This window comes from Staphylococcus edaphicus, assembly GCF_002614725.1.
GTDB lineage: Bacteria > Bacillota > Bacilli > Staphylococcales > Staphylococcaceae > Staphylococcus > Staphylococcus edaphicus.
This window is the reverse complement of record NZ_MRZN01000004.1, coordinates 100292-115617: the sequence shown is the minus strand read 5'-3', so window position 1 is coordinate 115617 and position 15326 is coordinate 100292. Positions and strand designations below refer to the sequence as shown.

The following is a 15326-nucleotide window of genomic DNA, read 5'->3' as shown; positions in this document are numbered from 1 at the left end:
TTAATTAAGCATAAGTATACTACGATTAGGAATATTTGTGAGTGAATTCACATACTGTTCATTTATTTATGATTGAGCATAAAGCTAAATGTATTTTTACATAAAAGCAATTATGTCAGATGAGTCGTTTTGAAATGAATGTTCAATCTATATAAACCTATAGTCAAGTGATCATTACCATAGAAAAATATCGATTTATAGCTAAAAAAATAAAATAATAAAAAAAGACTTTGCTTTTTAATCTAAAATCGCATACAATTGATGACGGAATGTAAACACTTACATAATTCAAAATAATTGTTTTAATTTTTTGAATTTATAGTATAATAGCGACATAATAAGTGAATTGGATTTCACTTATAATTGAAAGAGATGGGGTTTGAAAGATGGAAGAAAATAATGAATTACAAAGGGGATTAGGTGCGCGCCAAATGCGTATGATAGCACTTGGTGGAACAATCGGCGTTGGATTGTTTATGGGGGCAACAAGCACTATAAAATGGACAGGCCCTTCTGTAATATTCGCTTATTTAATTGCAGGTATCTTTTTGTTTTTAGTAATGAGAGCAATGGGAGAAATGGTTTACTTACATCCAACTTCTGGTTCTTTTGCTAACTTTGCAAGTGATTACATACATCCAGTAGCTGGCTATCTAACAGCTTGGAGTAATATATTCCAATGGGTTGTCGTAGGTATGAGTGAGGTAATAGCTGTTGGGGAGTATATGAATTACTGGTTCCCAGATTTACCACAATGGATTCCAGGTGTAGTAGTTGTTGCACTTTTAGCAGGTGCGAACCTAGTATCTGTTAAGGCCTTTGGCGAGTTTGAATTCTGGTTTGCAATGATTAAAGTTGTAACTATTATATTAATGATTGTTGCTGGTTTCGGATTAATTTTCTTTGGACTAGGAAATGGTGGAGATGCAATTGGGCTCTCTAACTTATGGTCACATGGTGGCTTCATGCCAAATGGTTGGATTGGATTTTTCTTTGCATTGTCAATCGTTATTGGTTCGTATCAAGGTGTGGAATTAATCGGTATTACTGCTGGTGAAACGAAAGACCCACAGAAAAACATTAAAAGTGCGGTGAATGGTGTTATCTGGCGTATCTTGATTTTCTATATTGGTGCGATATTTGTAATCGTTACTGTTTATCCGTGGGATGAATTAGGCAATATTGGCAGTCCGTTTGTTGCAACATTTGCCAAAGTAGGTATTACATTTGCAGCTGGATTAATTAACTTTGTTGTATTGACTGCAGCAATGTCAGGGTGTAACTCAGGTATATTCAGTGCCAGTCGTATGACATTAAACTTATCTCAAAAAGGTATGCTACCTAAGTTCTTTGGTAAAGTTATGAAGAATGGTGTGCCATTATGGACAGTACTTGCTATTGCAATTGGTATTTTAATCGGTGCATTATTAAATGTTATCTTACCTTTATTTATTAAAGGCGCAGACAGTGTCTTTGTTTACGTTTATAGTGCATCCATCTTACCAGGTATGGTGCCATGGTTTATGATTTTAATTAGTCATTTAAGATTTAGAAAAAATCATCCAGAAGAATTAGAAGGCCACCCGTTTAAAATGCCAGGTGGCGCAATCACGAACTATATTACAATGGCATTCTTTGTAATGGTATTGATAGGTATGTTATTCAATAAAGAAACGGTTGTTTCTGTAGTCATTGGTATTATATTCTTACTGTTCATGACATTGTTCTTCTTCTTAAAAGGTTATCATAAATTAAATAAAGACAAACTTATATAAATGAATAAAACAATAAAATAAGTATAGCTTAATAAGCGATTATATAATGATACATCATTATATAATCGCTTTTCTTTTATTTATTCATATGAGTAAAAAATAAAGTAGCTGTTATGTATTATGATGGCATTTATATTCAAAATATAATTAATTTACAGAAAATTAACTATATTAAAATGTTCACTCAAAATTTGTGCTTTAAACTGAAGTAGTAGCATGATAATACATATTAAAGGAGTTATTAATTTATGAAGATATTCAATAGGTTAGCAACTATTACTGTAGCAAGTGCAATTGTGGCTGGTACGGCATTGGGGAGTGCACAACCAACCTATGCATCAGGTGGGGAACAAGAATCAAATCAAAATGATGAAGTTGCATATATGGGAAATACCAAAAACCCTAAAAATGTAATTTTTCTTGTTGGTGATGGTATGGGACCTTCATATAACTCTGCTTACCGTTATTTTGCGGATAATCCAGAAACTAAAGAAATGGAAAAAACAGCATTTGATAAATATTTGGCAGGTAATCAACGCACCAATCCAAATGATCCTAAAGAAAACGTAACTGATTCAGCAGCGGGAGCAACAGCTTTTAGTTCTGGTCATAAAACTTATAATGGTGCTATTGGTGTAGATGAAAACAAAAAGAATGTTAAAACAGTATTAGAACAAGCAAAAGAAAATGGTAAGTCTACTGGACTCGTTTCTACAGCTGAACTCACAGATGCTACGCCAGCTGCTTATGCATCGCACGTGGACGATCGTGATAAAAAAGATGAAATTGCACAACAATTTTATAATGATAAAATAAATGGCAAACATAAAGTGGATGTTCTGCTTGGTGGTGGTGCTGAATATTTTGGTAAAGATAATGGCGATTTAACGAAAAAATTCAAAAAAGATGGCTATGATATCGTGAAGAACAAAGCACAAATGCAAAATGCCAAAAGTAATCAAATGCTCGGTTTATTTGCTGATAATGATATGCCTCTACAACTTGATGCGCCTAAGAAAAATCCCAAACTTGTTGATATGACGGATACCGCGGTTAATAAGTTGAAGCAAAATGATAAAGGATTCTTCTTAATGGTAGAAGGTGCATCAATTGATAAATCAGGTCATCCAAATGATGTTACGGGTGTCATGTCAGAAATGCAAGGATTTGAGAAAGCTTTTGATTACGCAACACAATATGCTAAGGAAAATCCAGATACACTGGTCGTTGCAACTGCTGATCATTCAACAGGCGGTTTATCTATCGCGAAAGGTAAAGACTACGTGTGGAATCCAGATGCAATTCATTCGATGAAGCATTCAGGTGCGTATATGACTAAGCAAATTGCTGAAGGTAAAGATGCTGCAAAAGTAATTAATGAAGGTTATGGATTTGATGTGAAGCAAACACAAATTGATAAAATAAACGAAGAAGCTAAAAAAGTGAGAGATCTCGATGAAGATGATGAAAAATATAAAGACCAATTACAAAAACTTCAGGATGCTGTACAAAAACCTATAAATGATAAATCTAATACTGGGTGGACGACATATGGTCATACTGGAGAAGACGTGAATACTTACGCATATGGTCCAGGTAGTGAAAGATTCAAAGGCAACATTGATAATACTGATAATGCTAAAAACATCTTTGATTTTTTCAAAAATGAGCAACAATCTTAATTTGATTGCTATATAACTAAAGAAAACACTTTCGTTAAATCCACACAAGCATGTGAAGGATAACGAAAGTGTTTTTTTGTATTAGAAAAGCTAAAGTATACATAGATATTTCGCTATAAGCAGCTATGCCCTGGGAATTTAATGCTTAAATCGAATTGTTGATAAATGTTTTCGATAATTATCTAAAGCCATTTTGGATTGTGTAATGGAGTCAAGTGCACTTTGATAATTTAAGGCAATATAGCGATAATACAAAATATCAACAGTGAATAATTGAGCAAAGAGTGACGTAGTAGCAGCCATGCGTAATTCATTTTCATCTGTTGGACCATAAATGATGGTGAAATCAGATATTTTAGCAATCGGATTATCATTCGAACTAGAAATTGTAATGATGGGCACGCTATAATCTGTGGCTACTCTTGCCATAGATTGCATTTCACTGTGGTTACCTTGATTTGTCACAAAAATAATGCAGTCTCGTTCATCATGTGTAGCAAGTGTAGACATGAATAAATGTGTTTCTTGTATAAGACGTACATTCAGTCCTATTCGTGATAATTTTTGAAAAAGATCAGTGACCACTACGAGTGAGGCACCATAGCCAAATAAGAATATCGTACGTGCACGTTTCATTGTGTCGCAAATCATATCGATAATTTGATCATCGATATGATTAGAAACAAAATTCATTGTATCAGTCGCACGAGAAAGCATTTTGGATTTAAGCATATCTACTGATTCATTATCGACAAGTTCAAGATGACTATTGTTAATAGCATCATCAGGTAAATAACGAGATATAGCAATTTTAAGCTCTTGAAATCCTTTTTTCGTAATTTTTTTACTAAATCTAACTATTGATGCTGTACTTGTATCAATTTCTTTTGCTAAATCTTGGACAGACATATTGATTATTTTATGAGGTGTATTCAATATGAAGTCTGCGATTTTCTTCTCACTTTTAGTAAATTGATTATAGTTGCTGTCAATTTTATATAGTACGTTGGTCAATTTTAATCACCTAATGTATCAGATTCTCGCATAGCCTTCGTTGTACCGAAGAAATAGGTGAATACGAAACCACCTGCATATGCTGCGAGTAGCCCTGCAATATAGCCTAAATACATATGATCTGAAATCAAAGGTAATAAAGAAATACCGCTTGGTCCGATTGCAGTAGCACCTATGTGACCGATGCCACCTATGACAGCACCGCCGATACCACCGCCGATGCAAGCTGTAATGAATGGCTTTCCGAGTGGTAATGTGACACCATAAATTAATGGTTCTCCAATACCTAAAAAGCCAACGGGTAAAGCACCTTTAAGCGTATCTCTTAGGGTTGTATTTTTACTGCATCTTACCCAAAGCGCAAGCGCTGCACCAACTTGTCCAGCACCTGCCATTGCTGCAATTGGGAGTAGGTATGTAGCACCTGTTTGATTAATCATTTCAATATGAATAGGCGTAAACATATGATGTAATCCTAACATTACTAATGGAAGGAAGAACGCTCCGATAATAAAGCCACTAAAGATACCACCGATATCAATAATGCCATTAATAACACTAACCAGACCATCAGAAACAAAACCAGCTAGAGGCATGAATATAAAGATTGTTAATAAACCGATGATAAATAATGTGATTGTTGGCGTAACGATAATATCAATCGAATTTGGAACGATTTTATGAAGTCGTTTTTCAACAATACTAAGTAACCAAACGGCAAAGATAACACCAATGATACCACCTTGTCCTGGCTGAAGGGGGTCACCTGTAAAAATATTTGTAATCATATTTTTGTCTGTTAATCCCGTCAATAATGTTGTACCACCAATGACGCCACCTAAACCAGGTGTAGCTCCAAATTCTTTAGCGGCATTGATACCTGTAAAGATTGCTAGGTAAGCTAACATACCATCCTTAATGACATTAAAGACGGTAACAAGTTGTGTAACCCATTCACCTGAAATTTGTCCTGCAGCTAACATGTTACTTAATACGGCAGCGATACCACCAATTAAACCTGCTCCAATAAAAGCAGGGATTAAAGGTATGAAGATATTCGCTATTGTTTTTAATAACTTATTAAACTTGCCTCTTTTTTGCTTATTTTGAAATTCAGATTTATTTTCTTGTGCTTTTGCTGCTGCATTCGCGCGATAGTCTTTAGATTTATGTGGAATTGTTTCTCCTAAAGGTGCGCCACTTAATTCAGACATGTGAGATGCAACTTTATTAACGGTTCCAGGTCCAACAACAACTTGTACGCGATCATCTTTTACTACGCCCATGACACCTTTAATAGATTTTAATTGTTCATAATCAATTTTATCTTCATCGAGTACTTTAATTCTAACGCGTGTCATACAATTAATGATGTCATCCATATTATCAATGCCCCCAACGGCATCTATAATATTTTCTGCTAATACTTGCTCTTTAGTCATAAAATGACCTCCTTCTCATCTTGATTGCAGTTAATTATTGTAGCGTTTACCTGTTAAAGTCATTATTCTTCTCGGATAGCTTTTTTAATTATATCATCGTTGTTTCTAAGTCGTGTGAGCGCTTCTGTTTTATTGATACTACATAGATGCATGACGACTGCTACTTTTAAGTTATGGTCAGCACTATCATATAGTTGATGAGATTGTTCATAAGAGATATCACATATGTCTTGAATCATGCGTATAGAACGATCCACTAACTTTTGATTGGTAGCTTTTACATCTACCATAAGATTATCGTAGACTTTACCGACACCAACCATCGTAATGGTTGAAATCATATTAAGAATTAATTTTTGGGCAGTGCCTGATTTTAATCTTGTTGAACCGGTCAAAACTTCTGGTCCTACATTTACTTCAATAGCATATTGAGCTAATTGACTTATTTTTGTATTTGTGTTGCATGAAATTGCGACAGTATGTGCATCCGTTACTGTAGCGTATTTAAGTCCACCCATCACATAAGGGGTGCTCCCACTAGCAGCAATACCAATTACAACATCTTTTTCATTGAGATGTATATGTTTTAAATCTTCATGAGCAAGTGACTCACTATCCTCTGCACCTTCTACTGCCACTGTCATTGCTCGTTGTCCGCCAGCAATGAGTCCTATTACTTCATCCGTAGAAGTATTAAACGTCGGTACACACTCTGCAGCATCTAGTACACCTAAACGACCACTTGTACCAGCACCCATATAAATGATGCGTCCACCTTGTTTGAATTGTTCAGTAGTAACTTGAATGACCTTTGCTAGTTCAGGCAGGACATCACGAATTTGTTGTGGTACTTTTTGATCTTCAGTATTCATTATTTCCAATGATTGTTGAATTGTCATCTCATCTAAATGCATTGTTGCTTCATTTCTTGATTCTGTAATAGAATGATTCATAATTCTCAGCTCCTTGTATGTATGGTAAATTCAAACGTATCATTAGGACGCATACATTCAATAAGTGGTATATCGTCATTAATAATTTGACCAACTACGTTAACATGGTCATGTGGTTGTAAAGTAGACTTTATAATTTGTAATTCTCCTTGATAGCGGCCGTTGAGTTGATTATCTACAGTTACGGTGCCTGTTTTACGTAAAACATTAAATTGAGGTTCTATCGCGGTTTGACAGTAATGGCGTGCTTCTTGAGAACGAACTACATTGCCTGGGTTATCTGCTCGAACGGTATGCTGCTTTGATAGAATTGATTCGACTTGCGCATCTTGTAACGTGATAGATAAATTGAAATGTCTTTTAGTTAAAAGTGACATGAGTTTATGTGCATAAGTTTGTGATATAGATGGATCTCCAATCATTACATGTGTTATAGATTGATCTAGTAATAATTGTGCACTTTTAAGCGGATGCATATATCTTGTTTCTTCAATTGTCGGTAACCCTTTAAACAGGGGACCTCGTTTTGTTGTGCCAACAATAAAACCATAAATATTAGCATTAGGATTGTATTTTAAAATTAAATTATCCTGAGATTGAACAAAATTTGTCGTTAATCCAGTATCAGGACGTGGATAATAATTATGACAATAGCATAAGTAACTAAAATCATATAACTGAGTATATAACTGCTGAAGTAATTGTTCAGATACAATGCTAGCGTTTAAGCAGCATTGAAATCCATGTTCAATAATATCATTTACAATAGCGATAGACGTGCTGTGATCAATACGAATAATAAAATTAGCACGTTGATATTGCTTTAAAAATTGATAAAAAGAATGATTCAGCAATGAAGGATTGATATCAATCATATAAGTCAGCTGATCGTTTGACAGATAATCTAAAAGTTCTCCCAAATAGCGATATTTAGTGTTTTCATTTTCTTCAGGAATTTGAACTGAAGTAAAAATGGTTGTGTATCCTAAATCAACCATGCGTCGTATATATGACTTATCGATGGATTGACCAAGATAAATAGAAAAGCCATGCATCTTTACCACTCCTTTAATGCTGTAATCGTTTTCATTGTACAACACATGAAAAAGTATTACAATTTGTATTTATATAATTATAGAAAATGAAATTTTATTACAAATAATAGGATAGTAATTGATGTATATGCAATAAACGCTGTTGAATAAGGTCAATGTGTTTGCTGGTATTACCAATTGTAAGTTCGTCAAGGGGATCTTCTATTTGATTGCTTAAGAAAGTAAAATAATTATAATGAAAAAGAGAAGCTTGATATAAGGCATCTTGTTTAAATGAATTGTATTCTTGCTCTATAAATTTATGAACTTCCATTTTATATTGAGACTTCTTTTTATGATTGGTGACATAAGCGAATTTATATACTTCGATTAAATTGAGTAATTTGCTCATACGTTGTTCTAAGTTATGAAATTCTAGTTGATACATAGAATCATCCTTTCATTATATGCGGGTATAATACACAATCATTAGGTGAATGGTTGATAGCAGGTAGGCATGCGAAAAAAATTTAAGTAATTCGATTAAGCGATAAGGAAAAAGTTGAGTCTATATATTGTGACTCGAATAAAAAAGAGATAGATAGCCAATATGACCATAAGTGATAATACATAAAAAATCCAACTGAGTTAAGACTCAGTTGGATTTAAAAATTGTTGATAATTATTGATAGTGATATCTTGTGTTTTGATGGTTTTGCCAAAAGAATAAGCTATATCATGGATATCAACAATTGGTATTTCATTTGTTTTACCGAGTCCAATTTCAAAAATGACGGCTTTCCAAAGCCCCTCTTCACATAACAACCCAATGAAAATAACGTTTTCTGTAACAATATCTAAACTATTATTATATTCCATTGCCATGACATTTCTTTCAGTACAGTAAATCAGTACATCAGAAAATATAGGGGGTAAGTTTAGATGTTCACTATGGTCAAATTTAATATAGCGATCTAGTTTTTTTAGCGAACGTCTCATTTTGGTATAAGGTAAGTTTAAACATTTTTTAATTATTGCATTGATTTCGTCTTTATAAGGTAGTGTTGAATAAGATTGACTTTCATTTAGGACAAGGAATAGAGCAGACAATTGATTTTCGGTTAACTCAATGTCATAACTATTTGGTGTTTCTTGTAATTGGTAACCACCCAGTTTACCGTGTTTCGCTAAAATTTTGACACCTTGATCTTCCAAGTCTTGAATATCTCGTAGAATCGTGCGCTTTGAAACATTTAAGTTTATTGCTAATTCTGAAGCAGTAATCTGCCTATTCTCTTGAATAGCTAGAACAAGTTTATTTTGTCTTTCGCGTTTATTCATTAGAAAGTCACCTCCCAAATGATTACATATTACATTTATTATATCATAAAAGTGACAATGACGACATTTAGAAAATTTTTTCGAAAAATTTAAAGAAATTTATAGAAAACGCTTACATTTATTTTGTGGTTATGTTAGTATGTAACTAGTAACAAGGGGGTAGCGAATAGATGGCAAAGGGGTAGGCTATTACATAATAGTTTTGTTAACATCTATTTGTTCGAGTTACTAAATCAAACATCTTCAATATTTATTACTTACTTTCCTTTCTATTTAACCGACTAGCTACGCTAGTCGGTTTTATTTTTTTGTGCTTTAGCCCACATTTTATATATAGTGAGATATGAAATAGCATATATTTTAGGTCGAATTCTGTGATAGAATATAACAAATTATACATAGTGTTTATGTTCGGCATATACTATTTAAATAAAGAGGTGCATCATATATGGAAAAAGAACAACTTATTGAAATAGATGAATCGATTAACGCCTGGTTAACAACATTAGATGACATAATTCCCAAATTAATCAGCGATATGGTCACAACTACAAAAGAAAATATGTTTGATTTAGTAACTAATGTAGATAAAGCAATTCAACAAAATTTCGAATTGTTTTTAAAAGAACATTATCCAAGTCATCAACTATTTGCAGAAGAAAAATCTAATCGTGAGGTCAATGCTAAAGAAGGCCATGTATGGATAATGGATCCTATCGATGGCACGACGAACTTGGTTAAGCAACAGGAAGATTATTGCATTATATTAGGTTATTTTATTGAAGGAGAACCCGTCTTATCTTATATATATGATTATCCACATGGACAACTTTATAAAGCAGTCAGAGGATTTGGTGCTTATGTAAATGGACAACCATTATCGTCACCTGAGGATATTGAGTTAAAAGATGCGATTATTTCTTATAATTCATTAGTCATCAATGATGAAACCATTCAGGATTTAAATGATGCTTCCTTTGGATATCGCTGTATTGGCTCTTGTGGATTAGATTCTATACGTGTTATTAAAGGACAATTTGGTGCACATGTAAATACGAATCCTAAGCCTTGGGATATAGCGGCACAATTCTTATTTGCAAGTGAATTAGGATTAAAAATGACGACCTTAAACAATACAAAGTTGGATTTTTCAACTGGTGGACCATTTATTATTAGTAATCAAGCTTGTCATGCCAGTATGTTAGAAATACTCAATTCAGGAAATGGTTATAATAAATAGTAAATTCAAAAAGTTACTATATCTATTATTTATTTAATAAATAATAGGTCTAAAGCACTATGTCATATTTAATGTATTACTTTATAATGTATTATTAAATAGATTATAAAATTGAATATAGAAATGGAGAATGATAATAGTGAATCGTTCTGATAAAAATAAAAAAATGAGTTTCCCAGCTAAAATCGCCTTATGGTTCATTGGTATTTTGGCGCTATTAGCTTTAGTAGCAGTTATCTACCTTGGTTTTAAAATATTTTCTGTTGGAGGCTCTATCCATAATCCGCTTGATAGAGATAAATCTTCGTTAAGGGATAAAGATGTCAATTTGGATGATGGAGATCCATTTACAATCGCATTGTTTGGTGTAGATTCGAATGCTGAACGAAATGCTAATGGTGGTGGCCAACGTAGTGATACTATCATGGTCTTATCTGTTAATCCTGAAAAGAAAACGACTGAAATCGTAAGTATACCTAGAGATACACAAGCAGATATTGTAGGTAAAGGGACAACTGAAAAAATTAATCACGCTTACGCATATGGTGGACCAGACATGGCAGTAAAATCGTTAGAAAAGTTACTGAACATTCCGATTGATCATTATGCAACGATTGACATGGATGGTATGCAAGATATGATTGATACAGTAGGTGGTATTACAGTCACAAGTAATGCAACGTTCTCATATGACGGCTATCAATTTACTAAAGGCGAGCAATCTAAAATGGATGGCAAAGAAGCAATGGCATTTATTAGAAGCCGTAAAGAAGACGGTGCTGGTGGGGATTTTGGACGACAAGAACGTCAACAATTGGTCATCCAAGGGCTTGCAAATAAGCTTACGAGCATAAGTTCTATTACGCATTTTAATTCTTTAATGAATCATGTAGAAGATAATGTGAAGACAGATTTATCAATTGGTGAGTTAAATAAAGTGAGAAGTAACTATAAAGATGCAAACGATAATGTAAATAGACATCAATTAGAAGGTCAAGGCGGCATTCAAGATGACGGATTATATTATTTTGTACCTAGTGAAAGTTCATTGAGTGAAATTGAAGCAAATATTAAAGATAATTTAGGAATTTAATATAAACTTTATAACTCGTTTTTTAGTTTAGTCAATCATAGTTTATAAGTGTAATAAAGAAAGTAGTTTTACTTTTTAACAACTATGGAATGAATATTGTGCTATTTAATAAAAAAACCAAAGAAAACCAAAGAAAAACTTAACAATTTGTGAAAATACCTATACAATATAAAGTAACATTATCTTGAAAAAGTGTGGGGCTTTTTAGATGTAATGTTATAAAGCATCTTATGAAGTTAAATACATGGGCAGAATAAATAATAATAGGGGTGAAGTGTATGCAAGAACATTTGATTGTCTCGTTAGATGGCAAAGATTATCTTGTAGAACCTGGAACGAATTTACTACAGTTTATTAAATCTCAAGATACATTCGTTCCTTCAATATGTTACAACGAATCGTTGGGGCCTATCCAAACATGTGATACTTGTACGGTTGAAATCGATGGTAAGATGGAACGTGCTTGCAGTACCACAATAGATAGACCAATGGTTGTTAACACACAGAATGACAAAGTACAAACAAGTCAAAAAGAAGCATTGGATCGTATTTTAGAAAAACACATGCTTTATTGTACAGTGTGTGACTATAACAATGGTGATTGTGAGATTCATAATACAATGGACCAATGGGGTCTTGAACATCAAACATATGAATACAAAGAGAAACCATATGAAAAAGATTATGGCCCATTCTATCGCTATGACCCAAACCAATGTATCTTATGTGGGCGTTGTGTGGAAGTGTGTCAAGATGTACAAGTTAATGAAACACTTACGATAGACTGGGAACGCCAACAACCTCGTGTTATCTGGGATAATGATACTTCTATTAACGATTCTTCTTGTGTTGGTTGTGGACAGTGTGCAACCGTTTGTCCTTGTAATGCAATGATGGAAGTCAATATGGAAGGTAATGCCGGATATATGACAGATTTAGAACCTGGCTCATTGGCAGCAATGATAGATTTAACTAAAAAAGCAGAACCAGGGTATGGACCATTATTTGCAGTTTCAGATTCTGAAGCAGCAATGCGTGAAGAACGCATCGAAAAAACTAAAACTGTATGTACATATTGCGGTGTAGGGTGTTCTTTCGATGTTTGGACAAAAGATAGAGAAGTATTAAAAGTACAACCTCAACACGAATCACCTGCAAACAAGATTTCTTCATGTGTTAAAGGTAAATTTGGTTGGGATTACGTTGATTCAGACGAACGTTTAACTAAACCTTTAGTACGTAAAAATGGTCAATTCGAAGAAGTAGAATGGGAAGAAGCCTTAAATATAGTAGCTGAAAACTTTAACAAAGTAAAACAATCTCATGGCTCGGACGGTTTAGCATTTATTTCTTCATCTAAGGCAACAAATGAAGAATCTTATTTAATGCAAAAATTAGCTAGACAGGTTATTGGAACAAATAACGTAGACAACTGTTCACGTTACTGCCAAGCACCAGCGACTAAAGGATTATTTAGAACTGTAGGTCATGGCGGCGACTCCGGTTCAATAGAGGATCTTGAAATTGCCGATATGGTTGTTTTAGTTGGTACCAATACAGCAGAAGCACATCCGGTTATTGCGTCTCGCATTAAGCGCGGACATAAACTATATAATAATACTTTAAATGTATTCGATATCCGTAAGCATGAAATGGCTGAACGCGCCGACAATTTCTATCAACCGAAACCTGGTACAGATTTAGTATGGCTATCTGCCGTAACAAAATATATTATAGATCATGATTTGCATGATAAGACATTTATTGATGAATGGGTTAATCATTTTGAGGACTATTATAAATCATTAGCACCTTATACAATGGAATTTGCTGAAGAAACTACAGGTATTGCTAAAGAAGCACTGATAGATTTTGCGCATCAAGTAGTTGAAGCTAAATCTGTATCTATTGCTTGGGCAATGGGTGTTACACAGCAAGATATTGGTAGTGATACTTCAACAGCTATTTCAAATTTGTTATTAGCAACAGGAAACTATAGAAAACCAGGTTCAGGTGCTTATCCTTTACGTGGACATAATAATGTACAAGGATGTAGTGATATGGGAAGTATGCCTGATCAATTCCCAGGGTATCAAAAAGTTACAGATGATGAAATCAGAGCTAAATTCGAACGTGAATATGGTGAAGCATTACCGAAACAAGTTGGTAGAGATAACCATCAAATGATGGAAGGTATCCACAATGGAGAAATTGATTCGCTATACTTATATGGTGAAGATACTGGTATTGTTGATTCGAATATTAACTTTGTTCAAGCAGCATTAGAAAAAGTAGGATTCTTGGTTGTACAAGATGAATTCTTTACGTTTACCGCAACGTTTGCAGATGTTGTATTGCCAGCAAGTCCATCGCTTGAAAAAACTGGAACATTTACAAACACTGAACGTCGTATCCAACGTTTATATCAAGCACTAGAACCTAAAGGTGATTCTAAACCGGATTGGGAAATTATCCAAGCTGTTGCCAAAACATTAGGCTATGATTGGGGCTATTCACACCCAAGCCAAATTATGGATGAAATCGCTAGACTAACACCATTATATTCAGGTGTGAACTATGATAGATTAGAAGGTTATAATAGCCTACAATGGCCAGTGGCGGAGGATGGTACAGATGAGCCAACGTTATATCTAAATGGATTTAATTTCGATGATGGTAAAGCTAATTTTTACCCGCTTACATTCGATAACTTCTTTAAAGTAAATGAAACGTATGATTTACATGTGAATAACGGCCGTTTATTAGAGCATTTTCACGAAGGTAATATGACTTATAAAGTACCAGGTTTAGAGTATAAAATGCCGCATGCCTTTGTAGAAGTATCTCCTGAACTTGCAAAAGAAAGAGACATTCATGAAGGAGCAGAAATCAAATTAATTTCTGAAACTGGTGAAGCAGAATTAATCGCACATGTAACAGATAGAGTAAAAGGCAAAGAAATCTATATTCCTTTAAATAATAATGCAATGGTCCATGGCGATAAAGGCGCTATTAATTTATTAACAAATAGTGATGTTGATAAAGATACCGATACGCCATCATACAAACGCACAAGTTGCCGTATGGAAGTTAAAACACGTAGGGGTAAATCACCACTAAATCCTACGAACTTCCGTGTAAATAAACAACGTCAACCACAGTATAGCGTTCGTGTTCAAGATAAGTGGAAACGTGAGGATTATACATTCCCGGGAAGTCAGGTGGATAAGTAATGGCTGAAAGAATCACTCAAATTAAACGTTTGCAAAAGTCCGAAGAAGAACTGAAACAAGATAGTTTAGCAGAAGTTACTGATGCAATTGTTGCTAATAAAGATAGCATCTTAAAAGCGATTAATATTATTAGTACTATAGATGATGCTAAATTATTAGATGCAGTTTCAGGCGCAGTTAAAAGCAGAGGCGTTATTGCTAATAAGTTTGCTGTAGAACTTAACAAAGAACAATATACTGGATTAATTTCAAATATGGCTTCACTTGTATTCTTACTTGGTGATTTAGATGTGAACGATTTGTCGACAATGTTGAACAAAGTAAATAAAGGTTTAAGTGTTGCAAATAGAGCTAATCCAAATCAAAAAACATCTATTACAGGTTTAATGGGAATATTGAAAGATGAAGAGATGAATCGTAGCTTAACGTATATGTTAAATATGCTAAGAGGTATGTCTAGAGAATAGCTAGTTAGACGATATAAAAATATAAAATTGTATTTTCAATAAATACCACTAT

Annotated in this window: 12 protein-coding genes; 6 read left to right on the top strand and 6 right to left on the bottom strand. The window is 33.9% G+C overall.

Going from position 1 to position 15326, the window contains the following annotated elements:
* Positions 1-386 precede the first annotated feature (386 nt).
* Positions 387-1775 (top strand): amino acid permease, encoded by a 1389-nt coding sequence (locus BTJ66_RS04205; protein WP_099089723.1) that lies wholly within the window; start codon positions 387-389, stop codon positions 1773-1775.
* A 248-nt stretch (positions 1776-2023) separates the two neighbouring features.
* Positions 2024-3457, top strand: a complete 1434-nt coding sequence (locus BTJ66_RS04200; protein WP_099089722.1) for an alkaline phosphatase — start codon at positions 2024-2026, stop codon at positions 3455-3457.
* A gap of 138 nt (positions 3458-3595) precedes the next feature.
* Here the strand turns inward: BTJ66_RS04200 and BTJ66_RS04195 are convergent, their stop codons facing one another.
* The 6 genes from BTJ66_RS04195 to BTJ66_RS04170 form a co-directional block, all read right to left on the bottom strand.
* Positions 3596-4471, bottom strand: coding sequence for a MurR/RpiR family transcriptional regulator (locus tag BTJ66_RS04195; protein WP_099089721.1), 876 nt, complete (start codon positions 4469-4471; stop codon positions 3596-3598).
* 2 nt (positions 4472-4473) lie between these two features.
* Complete coding sequence (locus BTJ66_RS04190) at positions 4474-5913, bottom strand: PTS transporter subunit EIIC (protein WP_099089720.1); 1440 nt, start codon at positions 5911-5913, stop codon at positions 4474-4476.
* 62 nt (positions 5914-5975) lie between these two features.
* The gene (gene murQ / locus BTJ66_RS04185; protein ID WP_099089719.1) at positions 5976-6866 is read right to left on the bottom strand and encodes an N-acetylmuramic acid 6-phosphate etherase; all 891 of its coding nucleotides are present in this window, start codon (positions 6864-6866) and stop codon (positions 5976-5978) included.
* Positions 6867-6871: 5 nt separating this feature from the next.
* Positions 6872-7921: a MupG family TIM beta-alpha barrel fold protein gene (locus BTJ66_RS04180; RefSeq protein WP_099089718.1), complete on the bottom strand. Its 1050-nt coding sequence runs from the start codon at positions 7919-7921 to the stop codon at positions 6872-6874.
* A 97-nt stretch (positions 7922-8018) separates the two neighbouring features.
* On the bottom strand, positions 8019-8348 hold the full coding sequence (locus BTJ66_RS04175) for a hypothetical protein (protein WP_099089717.1): 330 nt from the start codon (positions 8346-8348) through the stop codon (positions 8019-8021).
* A 200-nt stretch (positions 8349-8548) separates the two neighbouring features.
* Positions 8549-9241 (bottom strand): helix-turn-helix transcriptional regulator, encoded by a 693-nt coding sequence (locus BTJ66_RS04170; protein WP_099089716.1) that lies wholly within the window; start codon positions 9239-9241, stop codon positions 8549-8551.
* 448 nt (positions 9242-9689) lie between these two features.
* Between BTJ66_RS04170 and BTJ66_RS04165 the strand changes: the two genes are divergently transcribed.
* The 4 genes from BTJ66_RS04165 to BTJ66_RS04150 all read left to right on the top strand — a co-directional run bounded on the left by BTJ66_RS04165 (position 9690) and on the right by BTJ66_RS04150 (position 15274).
* Positions 9690-10481, top strand: a complete 792-nt coding sequence (locus BTJ66_RS04165; RefSeq protein WP_099089715.1) for an inositol monophosphatase family protein — start codon at positions 9690-9692, stop codon at positions 10479-10481.
* Positions 10482-10620: 139 nt separating this feature from the next.
* Positions 10621-11574: an LCP family glycopolymer transferase gene (locus tag BTJ66_RS04160; RefSeq protein ID WP_099089714.1), complete on the top strand. Its 954-nt coding sequence runs from the start codon at positions 10621-10623 to the stop codon at positions 11572-11574.
* A 278-nt stretch (positions 11575-11852) separates the two neighbouring features.
* Positions 11853-14807 carry a formate dehydrogenase subunit alpha gene (gene fdhF / locus BTJ66_RS04155; RefSeq protein ID WP_099089713.1) on the top strand — a complete coding sequence of 985 codons (2955 nt, stop codon included), beginning with the start codon at positions 11853-11855 and terminating at the stop codon, positions 14805-14807.
* Positions 14807-15274, top strand: coding sequence for a helical membrane plugin domain-containing protein (locus tag BTJ66_RS04150; protein WP_099089712.1), 468 nt, complete (start codon positions 14807-14809; stop codon positions 15272-15274). The genes fdhF and BTJ66_RS04150 overlap by 1 nt, the downstream gene beginning before the upstream one ends.
* Positions 15275-15326: the final 52 nt, after the last annotated feature.

Bases quoted from the DNA above. Each gene is read 5' to 3' on its own strand.
- murQ (WP_099089719.1), bottom strand. From the start codon at position 6,866: ATGAATCATTCTATTACAGAATCAAGAAATGAAGCAACAATGCATTTA.
- BTJ66_RS04205 (WP_099089723.1), top strand. From the start codon at position 387: ATGGAAGAAAATAATGAATTACAAAGGGGATTAGGTGCGCGCCAAATG.
- BTJ66_RS04170 (WP_099089716.1), bottom strand. From the start codon at position 9,241: ATGAATAAACGCGAAAGACAAAATAAACTTGTTCTAGCTATTCAAGAG.
- BTJ66_RS04190 (WP_099089720.1), bottom strand. From the start codon at position 5,913: ATGACTAAAGAGCAAGTATTAGCAGAAAATATTATAGATGCCGTTGGG.
- BTJ66_RS04150 (WP_099089712.1), top strand. From the start codon at position 14,807: ATGGCTGAAAGAATCACTCAAATTAAACGTTTGCAAAAGTCCGAAGAA.
- BTJ66_RS04200 (WP_099089722.1), top strand. From the start codon at position 2,024: ATGAAGATATTCAATAGGTTAGCAACTATTACTGTAGCAAGTGCAATT.
- fdhF (WP_099089713.1), top strand. From the start codon at position 11,853: ATGCAAGAACATTTGATTGTCTCGTTAGATGGCAAAGATTATCTTGTA.
- BTJ66_RS04175 (WP_099089717.1), bottom strand. From the start codon at position 8,348: ATGTATCAACTAGAATTTCATAACTTAGAACAACGTATGAGCAAATTA.
- BTJ66_RS04180 (WP_099089718.1), bottom strand. From the start codon at position 7,921: ATGCATGGCTTTTCTATTTATCTTGGTCAATCCATCGATAAGTCATAT.
- BTJ66_RS04165 (WP_099089715.1), top strand. From the start codon at position 9,690: ATGGAAAAAGAACAACTTATTGAAATAGATGAATCGATTAACGCCTGG.